This window comes from Prevotella sp. oral taxon 317 str. F0108 (genome assembly GCF_000162415.1).
Taxonomy (GTDB): Bacteria; Bacteroidota; Bacteroidia; order Bacteroidales; family Bacteroidaceae; genus Prevotella; species Prevotella conceptionensis.
This window is the reverse complement of record NZ_GG740072.1, coordinates 1,487,980-1,508,681: the sequence shown is the minus strand read 5'-3', so window position 1 is coordinate 1,508,681 and position 20,702 is coordinate 1,487,980. Positions and strand designations below refer to the sequence as shown.

At 49.7% G+C, this 20,702-nt stretch carries 17 protein-coding genes; 7 read left to right on the top strand and 10 right to left on the bottom strand.

What is annotated here, in order from left to right; all coding sequences use genetic code 11:
- Positions 1-51 precede the first annotated feature (51 nt).
- From HMPREF0670_RS05825 to HMPREF0670_RS05815, 3 genes are all read left to right on the top strand, one after another.
- On the top strand, positions 52-1,395 hold the full coding sequence (locus HMPREF0670_RS05825) for a DEAD/DEAH box helicase (protein ID WP_009230229.1): 1,344 nt from the start codon (positions 52-54) through the stop codon (positions 1,393-1,395).
- Positions 1,396-1,485: 90 nt separating this feature from the next.
- A complete protein-coding gene (locus HMPREF0670_RS05820; protein WP_009230228.1) occupies positions 1,486-2,400 on the top strand; it encodes a glycosyltransferase family 2 protein in 915 nt (304 codons plus the stop codon).
- A gap of 88 nt (positions 2,401-2,488) precedes the next feature.
- Positions 2,489-3,805: an alpha-L-fucosidase gene (locus tag HMPREF0670_RS05815; protein WP_009230227.1), complete on the top strand. Its 1,317-nt coding sequence runs from the start codon at positions 2,489-2,491 to the stop codon at positions 3,803-3,805.
- Between the two features lie 304 nt (positions 3,806-4,109).
- On the opposite strand, the gene HMPREF0670_RS05810 is transcribed toward HMPREF0670_RS05815, so the two are convergent.
- From HMPREF0670_RS05810 to ffh, 10 genes are all read right to left on the bottom strand, one after another.
- The gene (locus HMPREF0670_RS05810) at positions 4,110-4,811 is read right to left on the bottom strand and encodes a DUF2461 domain-containing protein (RefSeq protein WP_009230226.1); all 702 of its coding nucleotides are present in this window, start codon (positions 4,809-4,811) and stop codon (positions 4,110-4,112) included.
- Between the two features lie 251 nt (positions 4,812-5,062).
- Positions 5,063-5,713 (bottom strand): endonuclease III, encoded by a 651-nt coding sequence (nth, locus tag HMPREF0670_RS05805; RefSeq protein ID WP_009230225.1) that lies wholly within the window; start codon positions 5,711-5,713, stop codon positions 5,063-5,065.
- An 83-nt stretch (positions 5,714-5,796) separates the two neighbouring features.
- On the bottom strand, positions 5,797-7,968 hold the full coding sequence (locus tag HMPREF0670_RS05800) for a BamA/TamA family outer membrane protein (RefSeq protein ID WP_044077752.1): 2,172 nt from the start codon (positions 7,966-7,968) through the stop codon (positions 5,797-5,799).
- Between the two features lie 1,388 nt (positions 7,969-9,356).
- Positions 9,357-9,899 (bottom strand): 2-oxoacid:acceptor oxidoreductase family protein, encoded by a 543-nt coding sequence (locus HMPREF0670_RS05790; protein ID WP_009230223.1) that lies wholly within the window; start codon positions 9,897-9,899, stop codon positions 9,357-9,359.
- Positions 9,896-10,663: a thiamine pyrophosphate-dependent enzyme gene (locus HMPREF0670_RS05785; RefSeq protein ID WP_009230222.1), complete on the bottom strand. Its 768-nt coding sequence runs from the start codon at positions 10,661-10,663 to the stop codon at positions 9,896-9,898. The genes HMPREF0670_RS05790 and HMPREF0670_RS05785 overlap by 4 nt, the downstream gene beginning before the upstream one ends.
- Positions 10,660-11,742, bottom strand: a complete 1,083-nt coding sequence (locus HMPREF0670_RS05780; RefSeq protein ID WP_044077750.1) for a 3-methyl-2-oxobutanoate dehydrogenase subunit VorB — start codon at positions 11,740-11,742, stop codon at positions 10,660-10,662. The genes HMPREF0670_RS05785 and HMPREF0670_RS05780 overlap by 4 nt, the downstream gene beginning before the upstream one ends.
- Positions 11,729-11,980, bottom strand: a complete 252-nt coding sequence (locus HMPREF0670_RS05775) for a ferredoxin family protein (RefSeq protein WP_009230220.1) — start codon at positions 11,978-11,980, stop codon at positions 11,729-11,731. Before HMPREF0670_RS05775 ends, HMPREF0670_RS05780 begins: the two co-directional genes overlap by 14 nt.
- A gap of 128 nt (positions 11,981-12,108) precedes the next feature.
- Positions 12,109-12,288, bottom strand: coding sequence for a tetratricopeptide repeat protein (locus tag HMPREF0670_RS05770; protein ID WP_009230219.1), 180 nt, complete (start codon positions 12,286-12,288; stop codon positions 12,109-12,111).
- Positions 12,289-12,345: 57 nt separating this feature from the next.
- Positions 12,346-13,224 (bottom strand): bifunctional methylenetetrahydrofolate dehydrogenase/methenyltetrahydrofolate cyclohydrolase FolD, encoded by an 879-nt coding sequence (gene folD / locus HMPREF0670_RS05765; RefSeq protein WP_009230218.1) that lies wholly within the window; start codon positions 13,222-13,224, stop codon positions 12,346-12,348.
- Between the two features lie 17 nt (positions 13,225-13,241).
- Entirely contained in the window at positions 13,242-14,594 is a 1,353-nt protein-coding gene (ffh, locus tag HMPREF0670_RS05760) for a signal recognition particle protein (protein WP_009230217.1), read from the bottom strand.
- Positions 14,595-15,517: 923 nt separating this feature from the next.
- Between ffh and HMPREF0670_RS05750 the strand changes: the two genes are divergently transcribed.
- The 4 genes from HMPREF0670_RS05750 (at position 15,518) to HMPREF0670_RS05735 (ending at position 20,304) form a co-directional block, all read left to right on the top strand.
- Complete coding sequence (locus HMPREF0670_RS05750) at positions 15,518-17,605, top strand: M3 family metallopeptidase (protein WP_009230216.1); 2,088 nt, start codon at positions 15,518-15,520, stop codon at positions 17,603-17,605.
- A 74-nt stretch (positions 17,606-17,679) separates the two neighbouring features.
- Positions 17,680-18,120: a deoxycytidylate deaminase gene (locus tag HMPREF0670_RS05745; protein ID WP_009230215.1), complete on the top strand. Its 441-nt coding sequence runs from the start codon at positions 17,680-17,682 to the stop codon at positions 18,118-18,120.
- Positions 18,110-19,774 carry a S41 family peptidase gene (locus tag HMPREF0670_RS05740; protein ID WP_009230214.1) on the top strand — a complete coding sequence of 555 codons (1,665 nt, stop codon included), beginning with the start codon at positions 18,110-18,112 and terminating at the stop codon, positions 19,772-19,774. Before HMPREF0670_RS05745 ends, HMPREF0670_RS05740 begins: the two co-directional genes overlap by 11 nt.
- Positions 19,774-20,304, top strand: a complete 531-nt coding sequence (locus HMPREF0670_RS05735; RefSeq protein WP_009230213.1) for a 5-formyltetrahydrofolate cyclo-ligase — start codon at positions 19,774-19,776, stop codon at positions 20,302-20,304. The genes HMPREF0670_RS05740 and HMPREF0670_RS05735 overlap by 1 nt, the downstream gene beginning before the upstream one ends.
- Positions 20,305-20,702: the final 398 nt, after the last annotated feature.

The following is a 20,702-nucleotide window of genomic DNA, read 5'->3' as shown; positions in this document are numbered from 1 at the left end:
TCATATTAAAAAACAGCGGCACAGGAAAGAAGAAAACGTGCCTTACACAACATGACATTTGAAGAATTAGACTTAAACGACAACGTTCTCGACGCACTTTACGATATGCGTTTCGAGACGTGTACCCCCATTCAGGAACATTGCATACCCCAGATTCTAGAAGGTAAAGACATCTTGGGCGTGGCACAAACAGGCACAGGCAAGACGGCCGCTTACTTATTGCCCATCATGTCGATGCTCGACGACGGCGGTTTCCCACACGATGCCATCAATTGCATCATCATGTCGCCCACAAGAGAGTTGGCACAACAAATTGATCAGGCCATGCAAGGGTTTGGCTACTACCTAGACAGCGTGAGCAGTCTGCCCATTTACGGCGGAAACGACGGCAACCGCTACGACCAAGAGATAAAGTCGCTGCGCTTGGGGGCCGACATTATCATCGCAACGCCTGGTCGTTTCATCTCACACATACAATTGGGCAATGTTGATTTGAGCAAAGTGTCGTTCTTTGTGTTAGACGAGGCCGACCGAATGCTCGACATGGGTTTCTCGGAAGACATCATGACCATTGCCAAACAGTTGCCGCCAACCTGCCAAACCATCATGTTCTCGGCCACCATGCCGCCTAAAATAGAGCAGTTGGCCAAGACTTTGCTGAAAAATCCCGTTGAAATTAAGCTCGCTGTGAGCAAGCCAGCCGAGAAGATAGCGCAGAAAGCCTACCTTTGTTACGAGCCGCAGAAGCTTAAAGTGCTCGAAGACATCTTTAAGGCAGGCCACCTTAACCGTGTGATTATCTTCTCTGGCAAGAAACAAAAGGTGAAGGAAATTAACCGCGCCTTGGTGCGGATGAAGATAAACAGCGACGAAATGCACTCGGACCTTTCGCAAGAGGAACGCGACCAGGTGATGTTCAAGTTCAAGAGTGGCGCAACCGACGTGCTCGTTGCAACCGATATATTGTCGCGCGGCATTGATATCGACGATATTACGATGGTGATAAACTACGATGTTCCGCACGATGTTGAAGACTATGTGCACCGTATTGGCCGAACGGCACGTGCCGAACGCGATGGCGTTGCCATTACACTTATCAGCGACCAAGACGTTTATTACTTCCAACAGATTGAGCGTTTCTTGGAAAAAGAAATAGAAAAGGTGCCGTTGCCCGAGGGCATAGGCGATGGTCCCGAATATAAAACTGCGTCGCGAGCACCGCAAAAAGGTGGTGCGAGGGGTTCGCGCGGTGGTAGACAGAAGTACGGACAACCGCGTGGAGGGCGCAATCGCTACGCGAAACCCACCAACCAACACGCCCAAGGCGGCAAGAGTGGCCGTTCGCGGGGCAGTCATAATCGCCGAAAGCCCAACAAGCCAGCAGGCAACGCATAGGCATTGGGAGCGGCAGGGGCGGTTAGCTAACGGCTATCTAGCCCAAGTACGTTTCCCAAATGCCCCATCGTAACAGCAGTAAGCACAAGAATGAAAACGCAATTGTCTATCCTCATCCCCACCTACAACTACGTTTGTCTGCCCCTTGTGCGCGAACTGCACAGGCAGGCAAGCGAAATGGGTGGCTTGGAGTTTGAAATAGTGGTAGCCGAAGACGGCAGTGACCAGCCCGACAACATCGCCCGAAATGCCGAAATAACGGCACTGAGCCATTGTAAGCATATCGTTCGTGAGGAAAACGTGGGGCGCGCGGCCATCCGAAACCACTTGGCCGACATGGCCAACATGCCTTGGCTGCTATTTATAGACAGCGATATGCGCGTGGTTTCGCCCCATTTTGTGGAGCGTTACTTGCAACCCCCCGACGAATGGGGCGTGGTTTATGGCGGAAACACAACGAAAGGCGGTGCGTGGACCGACGAACGCCTGCTGAGAGTGCGCTACGAACAGGCCGCCGAGCGGCAGTTTACGCCCCAACAACGCGCCAAACACCCCTATAATCATCTCACAACGTCAAACATCTTGGTGTCAAAGCGGGTGATGCAGGCCGTTCCGTTCGACAGTCGCTTTCTCACCTACGGCTACGAAGACGTGTTTTGGGGCATGTCGTTGGCGCAAAAAGGCATTGAGGTGGCCCACATCAACAACCCCATTGGCTTTAATTATTACGATAGCAACGTGGTTTTCGTGGGTAAAACCATCGAAGGACTTCACACCCTATACACCTTTCGTACCGAGTTGGCCGACTTTTCGCCCATCATTCGGCTCGAACGGCGATTGCGCCGATGGCGGTTAGATGGGGCAGTGCGTTCGGTTTTAAACAAGCTGATGCCCCTGTTGCATCGGCGCATCATAGGTTTCAAGCCTTCGCTCGTGGCCTTCAAGCTGTTTAAACTGTGTACTTATCTGCACATCGCGCATACCGATGCCGCCTCGAAAGCCTAACAAAGGCAACCAAAAACAACGTATGGGGCACAAGCCTTACACCATATTATATATACAACATACATGTATGTCTAAACTAACTTACGCAATGAAAAAAACAATCTTACTTGCCTTTGCCCTGCTTCCTTTCGTTGGGGCGGTGGCACAAAACAACAACGCACCCTCCAAGTACACGCCAACGGCTCAAAACCTTGCTGCGCGCGAAGCGTTTCAAGACCAAAAGTTTGGCGTGTTTCTGCATTGGGGACTGTACTCGATGATTGGTGAAAGCGAATGGGTGATGACCAATCGCAACATCAACTACAAGGAATACCCCAAGTTGGCGCAGACTTTCTACCCCTCAAACTTCAATGCCGACGAGTGGGTGGCTGCCATTAAGGCCGCAGGAGCCAAGTATGTAACCATCACCACGCGCCATCACGATGGCTTTTCGCTATTCAAAACAGCAACAAGCACGTACAATTCGGTGGATGGTTCGCCATTTAAGCGCGACATTATCAAAGAAATGGCCGAGGCTTGCGCCCGCCAAGGCATCAAGCTACACCTGTATTATTCGCACCTAGACTGGTATCGCACCGACTATCCCGTAGGAAGAACGGGCAAAGGAACGGGTAGACCCAAGGATGCAGCAAATTGGAAGAGCTACTACAACTTTATGAATACGCAGCTTACCGAGCTGCTTACCAACTATGGACCTGTTGGTGCCATTTGGTTTGATGGCTGGTGGGACCACGACAGCGACCCAACGCCCTTCGATTGGGAACTTCCACAGCAGTATGCCATGATACATAAGCTGCAACCCCAATGCTTAATTGCCAACAATCACCATCAAGTGCCCTTCGCAGGCGAGGACATTCAGATATTCGAACGCGACCTTCCTGGCGAGAATAAGGCAGGCCTTTCGGGTCAAAGCATTAGTCATCTGCCTTTAGAGTCGTGTCAAACCATCAACGAACATTGGGGATATTCGCTTGTAGACAGCAACTATAAGTCGGGCAAAGAACTGATACAAATGTTGGTTAGGGCTGCTGGTAAGAATGCCAATTTGCTGTTGAATGTTGGTCCGGAGCCAGGCGGCGAACTCCCTTCTGTGGCTGTGGCTCGTCTGAAAGAGATTGGCCAATGGCTATCTAAGTATGGCAACACCATCTATGGCACGCGTGGCGGACTGGTTGCACCGCATCATTGGGGCGTAAGTACGCAGCGTGGCAACAAGCTTTACATACATATATTAGACTTGCAAGAGTCTGGTCTTTACCTGCCATTGGGCAAACGCATGCCAAAGTCGGCCACAGAGTTTGCCACAGGCAAGCGTGTTAACTTTACCAAGCATGCCGATGGCATCACCCTGCATTTGGACAAAGTGCCCACAGACATTGATTATGTGGTGGAGCTGACGATGTAAACGTTCCATCTAGGCGCAGCAATATATCAGTACAAGGCACCTTGTACTCGCGCTAGAAAGTGCCTTGTAGTGTCCGTACAAACATCTTGTAGTGTCCGTACAAACATCTTGTAGTGTCCATACAAAACGTTTGTAGTGCCATTACAAAGCACCTTGTACTCTCTCCTAAACCGTGTTTTTGAACAACGCAAGCAAGGCATATTACGCCCCTCTCCCCTTGGAGAGGGGTTGGGGGGGAGGCTGGTTGTGGGGCAGTGTGAGGCTGGTTGTGAGGCAGCGTGAGGCTAGTTGTGGCCTTTACCCCTTACTCATAATCGTCAATCACATTATTCATAAAGTCCATCATGGGCTTACCCACCTTAAATATGCGCGTCATCTCGTCTATCCAAGCATCGCCCTCAAAGAAATTGTCGGGCACTTTCACCCATCCGCAATAATCCTTCATGCGCAAATACTGTATAAACTCATAGTCGCGAGGAAATCCACTGGGTGCACTTTTAAGCGAATCGAGCCCAAAGCCACGTGTACCTTCACCCCATTTGGTTTCGTTGGGCTTGCCAAACAGGTCTACGAAAGCCTTATTTTCCACAATGCCACGCCATGTATCAATGTTACCCATAATCTCATTGCGGCACGAAGTGAGGATATTCGTGGGCAACCAATAACCACCCACGGCCAAAAGGCAATGTCCTTGTTCAAGATGCATGTAATAACCGCCGCGTAAAGCCTTCTTACCCTTGGCGCACATGTATGCGCCAAAGTGGTTTTTGTATGGCGATTTGTCGGCCGAGAAACGCGTATCGCGGTTAAAACGATACACACAATCTTTTACTTGCAGGTGACTAATCTCGCTATCGAACAACGAAATAGCACTTAAAGCTTGGCGAACACCCTCCTCAAAGTCGGCCCTGCATGCCGTATATTCATCCTTATGCGCCTGATACCAATCGCGATTGTTGTTCGCCGACAGCTCGGCCAAATAGTTTAAAATACGCTTAACGTTCATTTTCTCTAATTTATTTGCTTGTAAAAGCTAGAAACGATAATCGCCTAGCCCTCATTATATTGGTTTACATTATCCGGTATAGTTGGCGTTATGCTAATTGGACAGCTCAGACCAGTCTGACAACACCGACCAATCCGACTAGTCTGACTTGTCCGACTTGTCCGACTTGTCCGAAAGCTAGAATGTACTAGAAATCTAGAAAGCGCTAGACACCCTTAAAGGGCACCAGGCGTCTTTTCACCCTTTCACCTTTATTCAAGTTTCGAACCCTCCAAAAGCTTGGGGCAAATGTCGTTAAACACACACTCCTCGCACTTGGGTTTGCGGCTCACGCACACATATCGGCCATGAAGCAGCAGCCAATGGTGCGCCTTATTCACATCCACACTGGGTATGTGGCGCAGCAATTCTTGCTCCACTTTCAGCGGCGTGTTGGCCTTTTTGCTCACCAACCCCATTCTATGACTCACGCGAAACACGTGCGTGTCTACCGCCATGTTAGGTTTGTCGAACCAAACAGCCTGCAATACGTTGGCCGTTTTGCGCCCCACGCCAGGCAATGTCGTCAGTTCGGCCGTCGTGCTGGGCATTTCGCCCTTGAAATCGTCTACCAATTTGCGCGCCATAGCCACCAAATGGTTGGCCTTGGCGTTAGGATAGCTCACCGACTTGATATACTCGAACACCTCTTCCACCTCGGCTTTGGCCATTTCTTCGGCCGTGGGAAAACGTGCAAACAAGGCAGGCGTAACCTGATTAATGCGCTTATCGGTGCATTGCGCGCTGAGCAACGTGGCCACCAACAGCTGAAAGGCAGAGCCAAATTCGAGTTCGGTGGTTACAACTGGGGCTTGCGCGCGGAAATAATCCAATATGTATTTGTATCGTTCGTTTCTTGTCATCGCTAAAAATAAGTGCCATGTGGCACAGGCTAAATATGTTTTGCGCCTACATCAAGGCGTTAAGCTACGCCGGTGTGGGCTGTTTAGAAGGGCAACCCCACGGCGAAATGGAAGGCAAAATCGCGTTTGAAGTTGGGATAGAGCAGTGGATAATGCTCTCGCGAAGTTTCGTAGGCAGGGTTTACGGCCTTCATACCTAGGTCGAAACGCAGAATGAAGTAGTCGAAGTTAAGTCTAAAACCCAATCCATAGGCCAAGGCGATTTGCCGATAGAAACGATCTAAGCGGAATTGTCCGCCCGGTTGTTCGGCATAACTGCGCAAAGTCCAAATGTTTCCTGCATCAACAAACACCGCTCCGTGCAGTTTCCACCCCAAAAACGTGCGGTATTCCAAGTTCATATCCAGTTTCATGTCGCCCGTTTGGTTGATGAAGTCGATGCGTCCATCCGTTCCTTTGAACGTTCCAGGCCCCAATTCGCGCACTCGCCAACCTCTCACCGAGTTTGCTCCCCCCGAGAAATAGCGTTTCTCGAAGGGCAAAATGGTGCTGTTTCCGTAGGGATAGGCCACGCCAAGTCCTACGTGGAAGGCCAATGAGTTGCGCTCATCGAACTGGAAAAGGCGGGTAAAATCCACATCAAACTTCACGTATTGTGCATAGGCAATGTTCACCAAGGTGTATTTTCCGTTGGCATTTTGCGGCAAACGAAACAGCTTGGACACCGCCTGCAACATGTTGCCGGCCGACTCGACATTCACTTTCAAAGCGTTTTCGCCATCGTTAAAGGCCAAGCCAAATCCCATTTTAAGGATAAAAAGGTCTTCGTAATTGTAGCGAAGAATGGCATTTCGGCTCGTGGCATTGTCTAAATAATCGGCCTTGAAACGCGAACTTATCCACGGCATGTACACGTAGTTGATGTCGAAAAAGTCGTATCGGTAAGAAATGTGGTGGCGAGGTTCGTTCCAATGGTATCGCCACGCCATAGAAAACACACGCCGATGAAACTCAGGACGGTTTTGAAGGTTCCAATTAAGCGACAATTCGCTAGTGGCTACACTGCGCCTGCGGAACGTACTCGACAACAAAGGGGCAACAAATTGGGGAAAGGTAAGCTTGGTTTCCACGCCATACTCCTGATAGTCTTTGTTCTGATAGCCTTCCAATCCCGTAATGGCCTCGTATGCGGCACGTAACTGAATGCTCAACAACTCACTGCCCCTAAAAAGGTTTCTGTTTTCGTACGTAACCGAAACTGCCGCCCCTAGGTCGCCGGCCGTGTTGGTTCCTTCGGGCTGGAACGAAATGGAGGAAGGCTTGTTGGTACTGATATTGATGTCGCAATCTAGCAAAGTGGTGTCGGGCACTTCGGTAAAACGGATGTTGGTATAGCGCACGGCCTGCATGCGAGCAAAGTTGCCATAGGTGCGTTGCAGCTGCGTGGCACTGAAAAGATCGCCTTGCTTAATAAGTGTACTTCGGCGCAACACGCCCGGTCGCAAGTGTATCGCAGCACTATCGTTGCTAGAAAAAGTAACGTTACGTATGCTATAACGCGGATGCAACGTTTCGGGGGCATTGCTGTTGGGACGGTAAGGCAGTAGGTGGAGCATCAGGTTGATTTGATTTTTACTTGCGGTAGAGTCGGCTCCATACAGAATAAAGTCTTTATGAAAACGGTAATAGCCGCTATCCAACAGCACGCGCGTTATGCGTTTGCGTTCTTCTTCGAGCCTCGTAACGGTAAAAGGGTCGCCCGCTTTTAACTCTTGTCGGGCGGGATTGTCCAAATCGAGCATTCGGGCGATGACTGAGTCTTGTATATCATAACGCACCGAGTTGATAAAGAAGGGCGTTCCGGGGTGCAAAGTGTAGATGGCCGTAAGGCGTTTGCCCTTGGCTCGCGTGGTGAGGTCTACTTCGCCGTTCATGTAACCCATGTTTTGCAAGGCCAATTTTAGGTCGTTACACGACAATTGTGCCTGCAATGTGTCGTACACCACAGGCTCTTCGCCAATCTTACGCAGCGTGCGGTTAATCCATCTGGTGGTGTCGCGCCCCGAAAGAGCGTATGCGCCCAAGGGAATTTTGAACACAGAGAACCACTTGGAGTTGGCCTTCTGTCGGATATAAGGTTCGAGCGAGGCCACGTTAAACTTCTTCGTGTCGGCCTTCAGTTCCACTTTTTCAAGCAAGTAGCTTTCGTCTGGCACGAATTTAGTTGCGCTACACGCCGCCAACAAGGCCAACATGCACCACAAAGATAAGACTTTTAACGCTTTACGCAATAACAGATGGGGTTGATATATATTTGTTCCTGAACGCTCCATTTCCGCACAAAGGTACAACTTTTTGCGTTTTCGGGCAAACACGCATGCAGAAAAGGTGGGGCAAGAAATGTTAAGTATTGTGCAACATAGGGGTAAAACGAAAAACCATCGGCCACTCTGCCTATATGTACAGACCTCGTTCTGCCATAAAATTGGTAACATACGAAGCAAAGAAGGCATTGACACCGAACATGTAGAAGCAGATATAAGAAATTTAGCTTGTGGGTAGTATGCGGTTTGTCCTTATCATCCATCGGTCTAAGGTGCTCAAAAAGCTAACGCGTACAACGCTCATAAACTTATCAACTCAAAAACTTACAAACTCATCTACACATCTACTCACAAATCTTAAAATGTTACTTTTATTTTACAAAGCCGCTCTAATTTTCGTTCCGTTCTAGCAAAAATATTGGTTATAAAGTTGGTAAAAAGCCACTGTTTTTACCCTTTCACATCTTGAGGGTTGTCCATTTTTAAGCCTAGAACCTGCATTTTGCACCATTTTGCCTTTCTAGTTTGGTTGCCAGTTCGTATTTTTTCAACCACAACTTCCCACTTTTAACCCCCAAAACCCCACATTTTAACGGCTATTTTGCCCTTCCGAGCCATGTTTTTCATGGCTCTAAAAGGTTTTGTTTATACCATTGCTGTGCATTTTTATGCTTTTCGTCTCGCATTTAGCCGCATTTTGCACTGCATTTAGCAGCACTTTACCTTGCGTTTAGCAGCAAAACGCACTGCATTTAGCACCAAAATGCACTCCATTTAGCAGCAAAACGCACCGCATTTAGCATCAAAACGCACTCTATTTAGCAGCAAATAGCCCCGAAACAGGTGCAAATGGCGGCCTTTTCTAATAAAAATTCATTTTGCCAACATTCACTTGTTACCCCTCTTTGCATCAAAACAAACCTCCGCGAGAATCGATTATTTGCGGCAAGGTGGGCAATTGGTGGACAAAAAGGGCAGTCATAATGTTAAAAACCTTGCCGAAAACTAGACAAAAAGTGATTATGCCGCATACACGCGCATAGGCAACGGTACAGAGAACATACGCGCTTACAACTGCCTGCGCAAGCGGTTGCAGGGCATTCAACACACAAGCGAAAGCCAGACTAACGAAAAACAAAACGGCGAAAGCCTTCTTTCCATGTGATACAAACAAAAAAAGACCGGGTGCATCACTGCAGCCGGCCCCCAAAAAATTAGAGAGTTATAAAAAAATCAAGTTGTTTATCTGTGTCTCAGAAATTCAAATTTAGCTTTATCTTGCATCACTGCATGATACACGTAGTTGTTTTCGCACTGCATCATTGTTCTGCAATGATTTGCTTACCCTGCTCAACAGCCTCCATGTTCAGCGGTATCAAGTTGTGATAGCGTTCGGGAAGGGTTTTAAACAGGGCTTTGTTCAAGCCCTCGGTGCTAACCACAGGGCAAACTTTAAGCAGTCCGCCAAGTACAATCATGTTGAAAACCTTGGCGTTCTTCATTTCGGCAGCCTTGTCCATAGCGTCCATCCGATACACCTTAATGTCGGTTCGCGATGGCGGAGAGGCTATGCCGTTGCCGTCGTAGATAAGTATGCCGCCGGGCTTTACGCGTGGTTCGAACTTGTCGAGCGATGGTTGGTTGAGCACAATGGCCACGTCGTACTTGCTCAGAACAGGCGAAGAGATGCGCTCGTCGCTTACAATGACCGTTACGTTGGCCGTTCCGCCGCGCTGTTCAGGTCCGTATGCCGGCATCCACGTTACTTCTTTATCTTCCATCAAGCCAGAGTAGGCCAGTATCTTTCCCATTGAAAGCACTCCTTGGCCACCGAAACCGGCGATGATTATCTCGTGTTTCATTCTTTCGTCCTATCTTTTAAGTCGCCCTTCTTATAATGGTCGAACATGTTATCTTGCATCCATTTGTTGGCATCGGCGGGCGACATTTTCCATCCGCTGCTGCAAGTGGACACGATTTCTACGAGCGACGAGCCTTTGCCAGCCATCGAAGATTCGAACGCTTTGCGTATGGCACGCTTGGCTTTATTGATGGATGCCACGGTGTCCACACTCTGTCTACTAACAAAACACGTGCCTTCTAACTGCACGGCAAGGTTGGTTAGGTCGATGGGATAGCCGTGAAGTTCGGGCGTTCTGCCTGTGGGGCAAGTGGCCGTGGGCTGTTCGAGCAGCGTTGTGGCCGACATCTGCCCACCCGTCATGCCGTAAATGGCGTTGTTAACGTAGATGATGGTGATGTTATCGCCACGGTTCAACGCGTGCAAGGTCTCGGCTGTGCCAATGCAAGCAAGGTCGCCATCGCCTTGATAAGTAAACACAAGGCGGTCAGGCCAAAGCCTTTTGATGCCTGCTGCCAATGCCGGAGCGCGCCCATGAGGGGCCTCTTGCCAGTCGATGTCGATGTAACGATAGGCAAACACGGCACAACCAACGGGGCTAATGCCCACACTTTTCTCTTCCATACCCATCTCGGCGATAACCTCGGCTATGAGTTTGTGCACCACGCCGTGCGAACAACCGGGGCAATAGTGCATGGTTGTGTCGTTCAAGAGTGCCGGTTTGGCGTAAACTAGGTTCTCAGGACTGATTATATCTGTGGTCATTGCAACTTCTCCTTTAACGCTTTTACAATCTCTTCGGGTTCGGGAACGATGCCGCCTTGTCGGCCAAAGTGGGCTACGGGGACCGTTCCTTCAACGGCCAAGCGCACGTCTTGCACCATTTGCCCTGCGTTCATCTCTACAACGAGCAAGCCTTTCTTGCCTTGTGCAAGGCTATCCAACTGACGTTCGGGGAAAGGCCACAGCGTAATGGGACGGAAAAGCCCAACACGTATGCCTTCTTCGCGAGCCAGCTCTACGGCTTTTTCGGCCAAGCGCGCCGCGCTGCCAAACGCCACGAAGACGTATTCGGCATCGTCGGTGAGCAGTGTTTCAAAACGCACTTCGTTGTTGCGTATCTCTTCGTACTTGGCTTGCAGTGCCCTGTTCTTTACTTCCATCAACTCAGGACGCAATTCGAGCGAGGTGATGATATTGGGTTCGCGGCCACGAGTGCGGCCTGTTGATGCCCAAGGGCACTCCTTTATTATCTCTTCTTCGGTTCGGCGAGGTTTCATTGGCGGAAGAACCACCTTCTCCATCATCTGTCCGATAACGCCATCGCTTAGTATCATGGCCGGATTTCGGTACTTAAAGGCCAAGTTCATGGCCAAGTCTACGAAGTCGGCCATCTCTTGTACCGAGTTGGGAGCAAGCACAATGACATTGTAGTCGCCGTTTCCGCCGCCGCGCGTGCTTTGGAAATAGTCGCCTTGCGAAGGCTGAATGGTACCCAAACCAGGGCCACCACGTTGCACGTTAACGATAAGTCCCGGTATCTCGGCACCCGCCATATAGGATATTCCCTCTTGCATGAGGGCCACACCTGGCGACGACGACGAGGTCATTACGCGCTTACCCGACCCGCCGCCGCCGTAAAGCATGTTGATGGATGCCACTTCGCTTTCGGCTTGCAGCACCACCATGCCCGTGGTTTCCCAAGGGCGCAGTTGGGCCAATGTTTCAATTATCTCGCTTTGAGGGGTGATGGGATAGCCGAAGTACCCGTCGATGCCGGCGCGAACGGCCGCATGGGCTATCGCCTCATTACCTTTCATTAGTCTGACTTCACGCTCTGCCATCACTATTCTCCTTCACTTTCATTCTATAAACGGTGATGCAACCATCGGGGCAGACGGTTCCGCACGCGGCGCAACCCACACATGCCTCGGCTTTCACGGCTTGCGCGTAGGCATATCCGCTAGCATTCACCTTTTTCCGAGCCAGTTCCAACACGTCGTATGGGCATGCCACTACGCACAGGTCGCATCCTTTGCACCTGTCGGTGTTGATAACCACGGCTCCTTTTATCTTGTTCATAACTTCTTTCTTATATGCTGCCTTGGGCAGTACTTTCGTTGTGGCATCGCAACTGCATGTGTTGCGATTGAATTTCTTTACTTGCAACGACGGCGAAAGGTTGTCACCAATGTGCAGTAATTTGTTTTTCAAGGATTAAGGGCGTCCTTAGAGTAGAAGGCCAAGATGCTGTTGAGCATCTCCCGCGCATGAACCGCAGGACTTTCGGGGTCCAATTCAATGGCCTCCGCATAGCATTCCAACGCCTTTTGCCAATTCCCTTCTCGGCGGTAGGCATTGCCTTGTTCGTAATAGGCCTCGCTATTCATTGCCTTTTAGGGAATGGCGAACCAGGCACGAAACCCTGTTCGCCATCCACACCTTATTTATTTATAAAATTCTTTCTTACCAGCCGAGAGGGTATTCTTCATCAACGAGCAGATGGTCATTGGGCCAACGCCGCCCGGAACAGGCGTAATGAAGGAACACTTGGGCGCAACCTCGTCGAACTTAACGTCTCCGCTCAGTCGGAAACCGCCCTTACGCGATGGGTCTTCCACACGCGTGGTGCCCACATCAATCACAACGGCACCCTCTTTTACCATGTCGGCCGTCACGAAGTCGGGCCGTCCGATGGCTGCCACGATGATATCGGCCTCGCGACACTCGTCTTTGAGCGATGGCGAGTGCGAGTGGCACACCGTAACAGTGGCATCGCCGTATTGCTTTTGCATCATCAGCTGCGCCATTGGCTTACCAACGATGTTGCTACGGCCAAGCACAACGCACTTCTTACCCGAAGTGGCAATGCCGTAACGCTGCAAAAGGGTGAGGATACCCAACGGTGTGGCCGAGATGAAACACGGCAAACCGATAGCCATGCGCCCCACGTTGATGGGATGGAAACCGTCTACGTCTTTGCGATAATCCACTGCCTCGACAATCTTTTGCTCGTCGATGTGCTTAGGCAAGGGCAACTGCACGATAAATCCGTCTACGTCTTCGTCCTTGTTCAGCTTGTCTACGCAAGCCAGCAGTTCGTCCTCGGTAACGTTTTCCTCAAAGCGGATGAGGGTAGACTTAAAGCCACATTGCTCGCAAGCAATCACTTTGTTCTTCACATACGTTTCCGAACCACCATCATGGCCCACTAGCACCGCGGCCAAGTGCGGTTGTTTACCTCCGTTAGCAACGATTTGCCTTACTTCTTCGGCAATCTCCGCCTTGATGGCAGTAGCAGTTGCTTTTCCATCTATTAACTGCATCATTTCTTAGTTAGGTTTTAAAGTTTCGGCATTCCGGGCATTCCTTTCATCTTGCTCGCCATGCCGGCCATCTTCGCCATATTGGTTCCGGTCATCATCTTCATCATCTTTCGTGTTTGGTCAAACTGCTTTATCAGTCTGTTAACCTCTTGGATGTTGGTTCCGCTGCCCTTCGCAATACGTTGTCGACGGCTGTTATTAAGGATTTCAGGATTAGTTCGTTCTTTGGGCGTCATGCTTTTGATGATCGCTTCGATGCCCTTGAAGGCGTTATCGTCGATGTCTACGTCCTTGATAGCCTTGCCAACGCCTGGTATCATCGACGCCAAGTCTTTAAGATTTCCCATTTTCTTTATCTGTTCTATCTGTTTTAGGAAATCGTTAAAGTCGAATTTGTTCTTTTGTATCTTCTTTTGCAGGCGCTTTGCCTCTTCTTCGTCGAACTGCTCTTGGGCTCTTTCAACCAACGACACTATGTCACCCATACCCAAAATGCGGTCGGCCATACGCTCGGGATGGAAAACATCGATGGCTTCCATCTTCTCGCCCGTACCAACAAACTTAATGGGCTTTGTAACAACCGTGCGAATGCTTAGCGCAGCACCACCACGCGTGTCGCCATCTAGCTTTGTCAGCACCACGCCGTCTATGTCCAAGCGGTCGTTAAACTCGCGAGCGGTGTTCACGGCGTCTTGTCCCGTCATCGAATCCACCACGAAAAGGGTTTCGTCGGGGTTCAAAGCTTGTTTCAGACGATAGATTTCGTCCATCATTTCTTCGTCAACGGCCAAGCGTCCGGCGGTGTCCACAATCACCACATCGTTGCCTTTGGCCTTGGCCTCACGAATGGCGTTGTTGGCGATTTCCACCACATTCTTGTTGTCGGGTTCGCTATAAACTGGCACACCCACTTGCTGAGCCACAACCCTAAGCTGCTCGATAGCCGCAGGACGATACACGTCGCAGGCCACGAGCAAGGGGTTCTTGTGCTGTTTGCCTTTAAGCAGATTGGCAAGCTTACCGCTAAACGTGGTTTTACCCGAACCTTGCAAGCCCGACATCAATATGATTGCCGGACGATTTGTAAGTTGCAGGCCTACGGTTTCGCCACCCATGAGCGCAGCTAGCTCGTCGTGCACAATCTTAACCATCAGTTGCCCCGGCTTAACGGCCGTAAGAACGTTCATGCCCAGTGCCTTTTGCTTTACCGTATCGGTGAAAGTCTTGGCCACCTTATAGTTAACGTCGGCATCGAGCAAGGCTCTGCGCACGTCTTTAAGGGTTTCGGCCACGTTGATTTCGGTGATTTTTCCTTCACCTTTAATTATTTTAAAAGACCTTTCAAGTCTGTCGCTAAGATTTTCAAACATTTAAGTGTGTTGTCTTTTTAATTGGTTTTATGCAAAGATAGTGATAAATGGGAGAATAGAAAATACTTATATCCAAGTTTTAAGAGAATTTAAATTTGTTGTCGTTTATTTATGCGCATTTACACAGCGTATGTGCAACCGATAAGCTTACAAACCAATTTGTCGGCTTTATTGTTCTGTTTGTGTCGTCCGCTGCAATTGTTTCATCATATTTTACACCCAATTGCAGTGTGATTTTACGCTTTTTTACACCCCGACATATCCCAAAAACCATCTAATTTTCGGGCTTTGGCCGCACGCCAACCGCCTAATAAAGGTCAAAATTAATTTGATTTACACCATTTTCCAGAATATTATTTGGCGCAACAATTGTCTCGCACATTGTCTAACTGGCTAAGTTATAGCATCCATTGCCTACGGGACGAGTTAGCACACACAAGGGTTTAACACCAGTACAAGCGGCTTGTACTGACACTACAAAGGGGCTTGTACTGATGCTACAAGATGCTTGTACTGGCACTACAAGGTGCTTGTAGCCGCACTACAAGACGCTTGTAGCGTGACTACAAAGATGCTTGTAGCCTCGCAGCAAATAGTTTTCACCGACCCATTGACGGCAAAACGGCGGTGTACGAACAGCATTCCAAAAGCAATTCTTTTAGGCTATAACAACGCCGACACAGCCTTTCAAAACTAACATAAGTTAAAAAGACGAAGAACAGATAGCCGTTTGCCCGAAATTTGCTATTTTTGTAAAGCTAAAATCGCAACAAAGGCCAAGCGCATTACACACCACGCCTTCAACATTTAGGTTGCCTCAACGGCACGGTACAGCAACAAGTGGGCATTCCCCACAACTGCAACCCCACGCCACGGCAACACGAAAACGGCGACAATAGAGATACTAGAAGACATTTACAGTTATGAATGAGAATTTGAAAGAAGAAAGCAAAAATCACAACAACCCCTTTTTCGGGGAATATAAAACACCGCACGAAACCGTGCCTTTCAACCTGATAAGAACCGAACACTACGAAGAGGCATTCTTGGAAGGTATCAGGAGAGACGACGAAGAGATTGAGAAACTTATCAACGACCCCGAAACGCCCACCTTCGAAAACACGATTATCAGGGTGGACAACGAGAACGGAGACCACTATTACGACCTGCTTAACCGCGTGTCGAATGTTTTTTCGTGCATGCTCAGCGCAGAAACCAACGACGAACTTGATGCGCTGGCACAAAAGATGAGCCCCATTCTTACCCAACACGCCAACGACGTGCGACTGAACAAAAGGCTTTTCGAACGCATTAAGTACGTGTACGAAAACCATCGCGAACTAGATGCCGAAGAACAGATGCTCTTGGAAAACAGCTACGACGGCTTTGTGCGTAGCGGCGCGCTGCTCGACGACGAGGGAAAAGAACAACTTCGCAAGCTAACAGAAGAGGCTGGCGTGCTGTCCTTGCAGTTTTCGCAAAACCTGTTGAAAGAAAACAAAGCCTTTACACTGCATATCACCAACGAGGAAGAGCTGGACGGACTGCCCGATATGGCGCGCGATGCCGCAGCACTTGCCGCTAAGGAGCTAGGCAAAGAGGGCTGGGTGTTCACACTCGACTTCCCCAGTTACTCGCCTTTCATGACCTACTCCTCGCAACGAAACCTACGCAAGCAACTCTACATGGCGCGAAACACCGAGTGTACGCACCAAAACGACACCAACAACTTGGAGATTTGCAAACGCCTGGTGAACCTCAGAAGGGAGCTGGCACAGCTTTTGGGTTACGACACATACGCCGACTATGTACTGAAACACCGCATGGCCACCAACATCGACAACGTTTATCGCCTGCTAAACGACCTCATTAAGGCCTACAAACCCACGGCCGAGGCCGAACTGAAAGAAATGGAAAGCATGGCCAAAGAGATGGAAGGCGACGACTTTGAGCTGGAACCGTGGGACACGGCGTACTATTCGCACAAGCTGCAAATGCAGAAATACAACCTCGACAGCGAAATGTTGCGCCCCTACTTCGAACTGTCGAAGGTTATCGACGGCGTGTTCGGACTGGCCAATCGCCTATACGGCATAACCTTTAAGCCCAACAACGACATCCCCGTTTACCATCCCGACGTGAAAGCCTACGAGGTTTTCGACCGAGACGGAAGTTATCTGGCCGTGTTCTATGCCGACTTCTTTCCCCGAAAGGGCAAGCAAGGCGGTGCGTGGATGACCGAGTTCCAGGGGCAATGGGTAGACCGAAAGGGCAACAACGTAAGGCCACATGTTAGCGTGGTGATGAATTTCACTAAGCCAACTGCCGAAAAGCCCGCACTGCTTACCCTTGGCGAAGTGGAAACTTTCTTGCACGAATTTGGCCATTCGCTGCATGGCATGTTCGCCAACAGCCGCTTTGAAAGTCTTAGCGGCACCAACGTATGGTGGGACTTCGTGGAACTGCCATCGCAATTCATGGAGAACTTCGCCATAGAAAAGGAGTTTTTACGAACTTTTGCCTTCCATTACGAAACTGGCGAACCCATCCCCGACGAACTTATCAACCGCATTGTGAAAAGCCGAAACTTCATGGCGGCATCGGGTTGTCTGCGACAAGTGAGATTCGGATTGCTCGATATGGCCTACTACACGCAGCGAGAGGCATTCACGGCAGACATCATTCCCTTTGAAAAAGAGGCGTGGAAAGAGGCCATCATCATGAAACAACTGCCCGATACGTGCATGACTACCCAGTTTTCGCACATCATGGCGGGCGGATATGCCGCAGGATATTACAGCTACAAGTGGGCCGAGGTGCTGGATGCAGACGCTTTCAGCATGTTCAAGAAGAACGGAATATTCGACCAAGCCACGGCTCAAAGTTTCCGCGACAACATTCTTTCGCGTGGCGGAACAGAGCATCCAATGGTGCTTTACAAGCGTTTCCGCGGTGGCGAGCCCACCATCGACGCGCTGTTAGAACGCGACGGCATCGTGGCCAACGGCTAATCATAACCCCATTGGGCTTTCGCCGCCAAACAAAACGCCACAACAACAAACATCCAATCACCCATATTATATATATGTGTACCGACAACAAACAAACCATTCTAGACCTGCGCTACCTGCGCATGGCACGCATTTGGGCCGAAAACAGCTACTGCGTTCGCCGCAAAGTGGGCGCGCTGGTGGTGAAAGACAAGATGATTATCAGCGACGGATACAATGGAACGCCCAGCGGTTTTGAGAACGTGTGCGAAGACGACAATAACGTTACCAAGCCATACGTGCTGCATGCCGAGGCCAACGCTATTACCAAGCTGGCCCGAAGTAGCAACAACAGCGACGGCTCTACGCTTTACGTAACGGCTGCACCCTGCATAGAATGCTCAAAACTCATCATACAGTCGGGCATCAAACGTGTGGTATACGGCGAGAAATACCGGCTAGAAGAGGGCATAGAACTTCTTCGCAAAGCTAACATCGAAGTGATTTATCTCAATCCAGAACAGAATGAACCCTAACAGACGAAACAGATATATGCCCTTGCTCATGGCCGTGTGCGTTGCATTCGGCATTGTGATTGGCACTTTCTATGCAAACCACTTCTCTGGCAACAGGCTTAACATCATCAATTCGGGTAGCAACAGGCTCAACAACCTGCTGCACATCATCGACGACCAATACGTTGACAACGTAAACATCGACTCGCTGGTGGATAAGGCTATCCCACAGATACTATCCGACCTCGATCCACACTCGGTTTACATCACAGCCAAAGACATGCAAGCCGCCAACGACGAGCTGAAAGGCTCGTTCTCTGGCGTGGGTATCGAGTTCAACATCCGCGAAGACACGCTACACGTGCAAAACGTGATAAAGAATGCACCTGCCGAAAGAGCAGGATTGCTGGCCGGCGACAAGGTAGTAAGCATAGACGGAAAGCCCTTTGTGGGCAAAACAGTTTCCAACGACGAGGCCATGCGCCGACTGAAAGGTCCGAAAGACACGAAGGTGCGCATCGGCGTACTGCGTTATGGGCATAAAAAGCCGTTGGAATTTACCGTCACACGCGGCGACATCCCGCAAAAAAGCATAACTGCCACCTACATGCTCGACGACGATACGGGCTACATCCGCATTAAGAACTTCGGCGAAAGAACTTATCCCGACATGCTCATCGCTTTGGCCAAGCTATCGCAAGAGGGATGCAAGAACCTCGTTATCGACCTTCGCGACAACACGGGTGGTTTTCTCCAATCGGCCGTACAGATGGCCAACGAGTTTCTACCAAAGAACAAACTGATAGTGTACACGCAAGGTCGCAAGTCGCAAAGGCAAGACTATGTGAGCGACGGAAAGGGTAGCTACCAGCGTATGCCGCTCGTTGTGCTCATCAACGAAGGCTCGGCATCGTCGTCCGAGATATTCGCAGGGGCCATGCAAGATAACGACAGGGCTACCGTCATCGGTCGTCGTTCGTTCGGAAAGGGATTGGTACAGCAGCAAATGGGCTTTACCGACGGCAGTCTTATTCGCCTAACCATCGCCCGTTACTACACGCCGTCGGGCCGTTGCATACAAAAGCCATACGCCACTGGCGATGCTGCCGACTACGAACAAGACATTTACAGCCGCTATCAGCATGGCGAGTTCTTCTCGCAAGACAGCATCAAGCACACGGGGCCTGCTTATCACACGGGCATTGGTCGCTTGGTGTACGGCGGTGGCGGCATTACGCCCGACATTTTCGTAGGCGAAGACACAATCGGCGTTACCTCTTACTTTAAACAAGCAGCCATGAGCGGGCTTATCTTGCAGTTCGCCTACAACTATACGGATAACAATAGGCAAAAGCTTGCCAAGTATAAAACCCTTAAAGAGCTGACCGACTACCTGGGTAAGCAAAATGTGGTGGAACAATTCGCCTCGTATGCCGACAAGCATGGCCTGCAACGGCGCAACCTGATGATACGTAAGTCGCACAAAATGCTTTCGCGTTTCATCATCAGCCGCATCGTTTACAACATGCTCGACGACGAAGCATGGACACAATACCTTAACGAAGACGACCGTGTTATAACTGCCGCCTTGAAGGTATTTAAGAATAATGCCGCTTTTCCCAAGCTCACACAGAGCGACAAGGGCAAGACCGCACCTCAGCCAAAGCGAAAATGATGGACAAGAAGGCGTTAAGACAAGAAATTAGGCTACGCAAGCGACAATTCAACGGCGAACAATTGCGCCAGTTGTCGCTTGCCGTAATGCAGCGTTTGCTGGCTCACCCACGAGTGGTGCAGGCCAACACGGTGATGTTCTACCACTCGTTGCCCGACGAAGTGTACACGCACGAGGCCGTAGACCAACTTGTAAAGATGGGGAAAAGGGTGCTGTTGCCCGTGGTTATCGACGAGCAACACCTCGAAATACGCCAATATCAAGGTCCACAAGACCTTAAACTAGGCGCAATGAACATCCTAGAACCCGCAGGCAAGCCCTTCACGGCCTATCAAGAGATAGAAACCATCTTGGTTCCAGGCATGAGTTTCGACCCTCATGGCAACCGACTAGGTCGCGGAAAGGGTTATTACGACCGCTTTTTGGCACAAGTTCCGCAAGCCTATAAAATAGGTGTGTGTTTCGATTTCCAAAAGGTAGACGAGGTGCCAATCGACGACAACGACATAAAAATGAATGAAGTGGTGTAAGGAATGGTGCCAGTAACACCCGGCAAAGCCACTCCCCCTACACCTTATTATATATATAGGCTATTGTATTTAGGTAACAATAACACCACAATCAGCAGATAAAGAAACAAGCAGAGCAGCATCACGCGTATTCATTAAACACTGCTCATGGGGCATAATTGCCCATATACACTTTTGGGGAACACAGTAAAAACATCGTAGAGACGATGTTTCATGGGGCTTAGCTGTCAACAAGACAGCTAACTGTATGATGTATCCCATAAAGCAACTTACAAAGAACGAAAAAAGCGTTAGCGTTAAGCCCAAAACAAAGACAATCACGTTTGTTGGGCATCATCAAGGCTAGTGACACGCACCTTTCGAGAAAGGGAAAAGATGGCTCTACAATAACTAAATAA

Excerpts from the sequence above, each read along its gene's own strand:
- HMPREF0670_RS05825 (WP_009230229.1), top strand. The coding sequence starts at position 52 with ATGACATTTGAAGAATTAGACTTAAACGACAACGTTCTCGACGCACTT.
- HMPREF0670_RS05820 (WP_009230228.1), top strand. The coding sequence starts at position 1,486 with ATGAAAACGCAATTGTCTATCCTCATCCCCACCTACAACTACGTTTGT.
- HMPREF0670_RS05815 (WP_009230227.1), top strand. The coding sequence starts at position 2,489 with ATGAAAAAAACAATCTTACTTGCCTTTGCCCTGCTTCCTTTCGTTGGG.
- HMPREF0670_RS05810 (WP_009230226.1), bottom strand. The coding sequence starts at position 4,811 with ATGAACGTTAAGCGTATTTTAAACTATTTGGCCGAGCTGTCGGCGAAC.
- nth (WP_009230225.1), bottom strand. The coding sequence starts at position 5,713 with ATGACAAGAAACGAACGATACAAATACATATTGGATTATTTCCGCGCG.
- HMPREF0670_RS05800 (WP_044077752.1), bottom strand. The coding sequence starts at position 7,968 with ATGTTGGCCTTGTTGGCGGCGTGTAGCGCAACTAAATTCGTGCCAGAC.
- HMPREF0670_RS05790 (WP_009230223.1), bottom strand. The coding sequence starts at position 9,899 with ATGAAACACGAGATAATCATCGCCGGTTTCGGTGGCCAAGGAGTGCTT.
- HMPREF0670_RS05785 (WP_009230222.1), bottom strand. The coding sequence starts at position 10,663 with ATGACCACAGATATAATCAGTCCTGAGAACCTAGTTTACGCCAAACCG.
- HMPREF0670_RS05780 (WP_044077750.1), bottom strand. The coding sequence starts at position 11,742 with ATGGCAGAGCGTGAAGTCAGACTAATGAAAGGTAATGAGGCGATAGCC.
- HMPREF0670_RS05775 (WP_009230220.1), bottom strand. The coding sequence starts at position 11,980 with ATGAACAAGATAAAAGGAGCCGTGGTTATCAACACCGACAGGTGCAAA.
- HMPREF0670_RS05770 (WP_009230219.1), bottom strand. The coding sequence starts at position 12,288 with ATGAATAGCGAGGCCTATTACGAACAAGGCAATGCCTACCGCCGAGAA.
- folD (WP_009230218.1), bottom strand. The coding sequence starts at position 13,224 with ATGCAGTTAATAGATGGAAAAGCAACTGCTACTGCCATCAAGGCGGAG.
- ffh (WP_009230217.1), bottom strand. The coding sequence starts at position 14,594 with ATGTTTGAAAATCTTAGCGACAGACTTGAAAGGTCTTTTAAAATAATT.
- HMPREF0670_RS05750 (WP_009230216.1), top strand. The coding sequence starts at position 15,518 with ATGAATGAGAATTTGAAAGAAGAAAGCAAAAATCACAACAACCCCTTT.
- HMPREF0670_RS05745 (WP_009230215.1), top strand. The coding sequence starts at position 17,680 with ATGTGTACCGACAACAAACAAACCATTCTAGACCTGCGCTACCTGCGC.
- HMPREF0670_RS05740 (WP_009230214.1), top strand. The coding sequence starts at position 18,110 with ATGAACCCTAACAGACGAAACAGATATATGCCCTTGCTCATGGCCGTG.
- HMPREF0670_RS05735 (WP_009230213.1), top strand. The coding sequence starts at position 19,774 with ATGGACAAGAAGGCGTTAAGACAAGAAATTAGGCTACGCAAGCGACAA.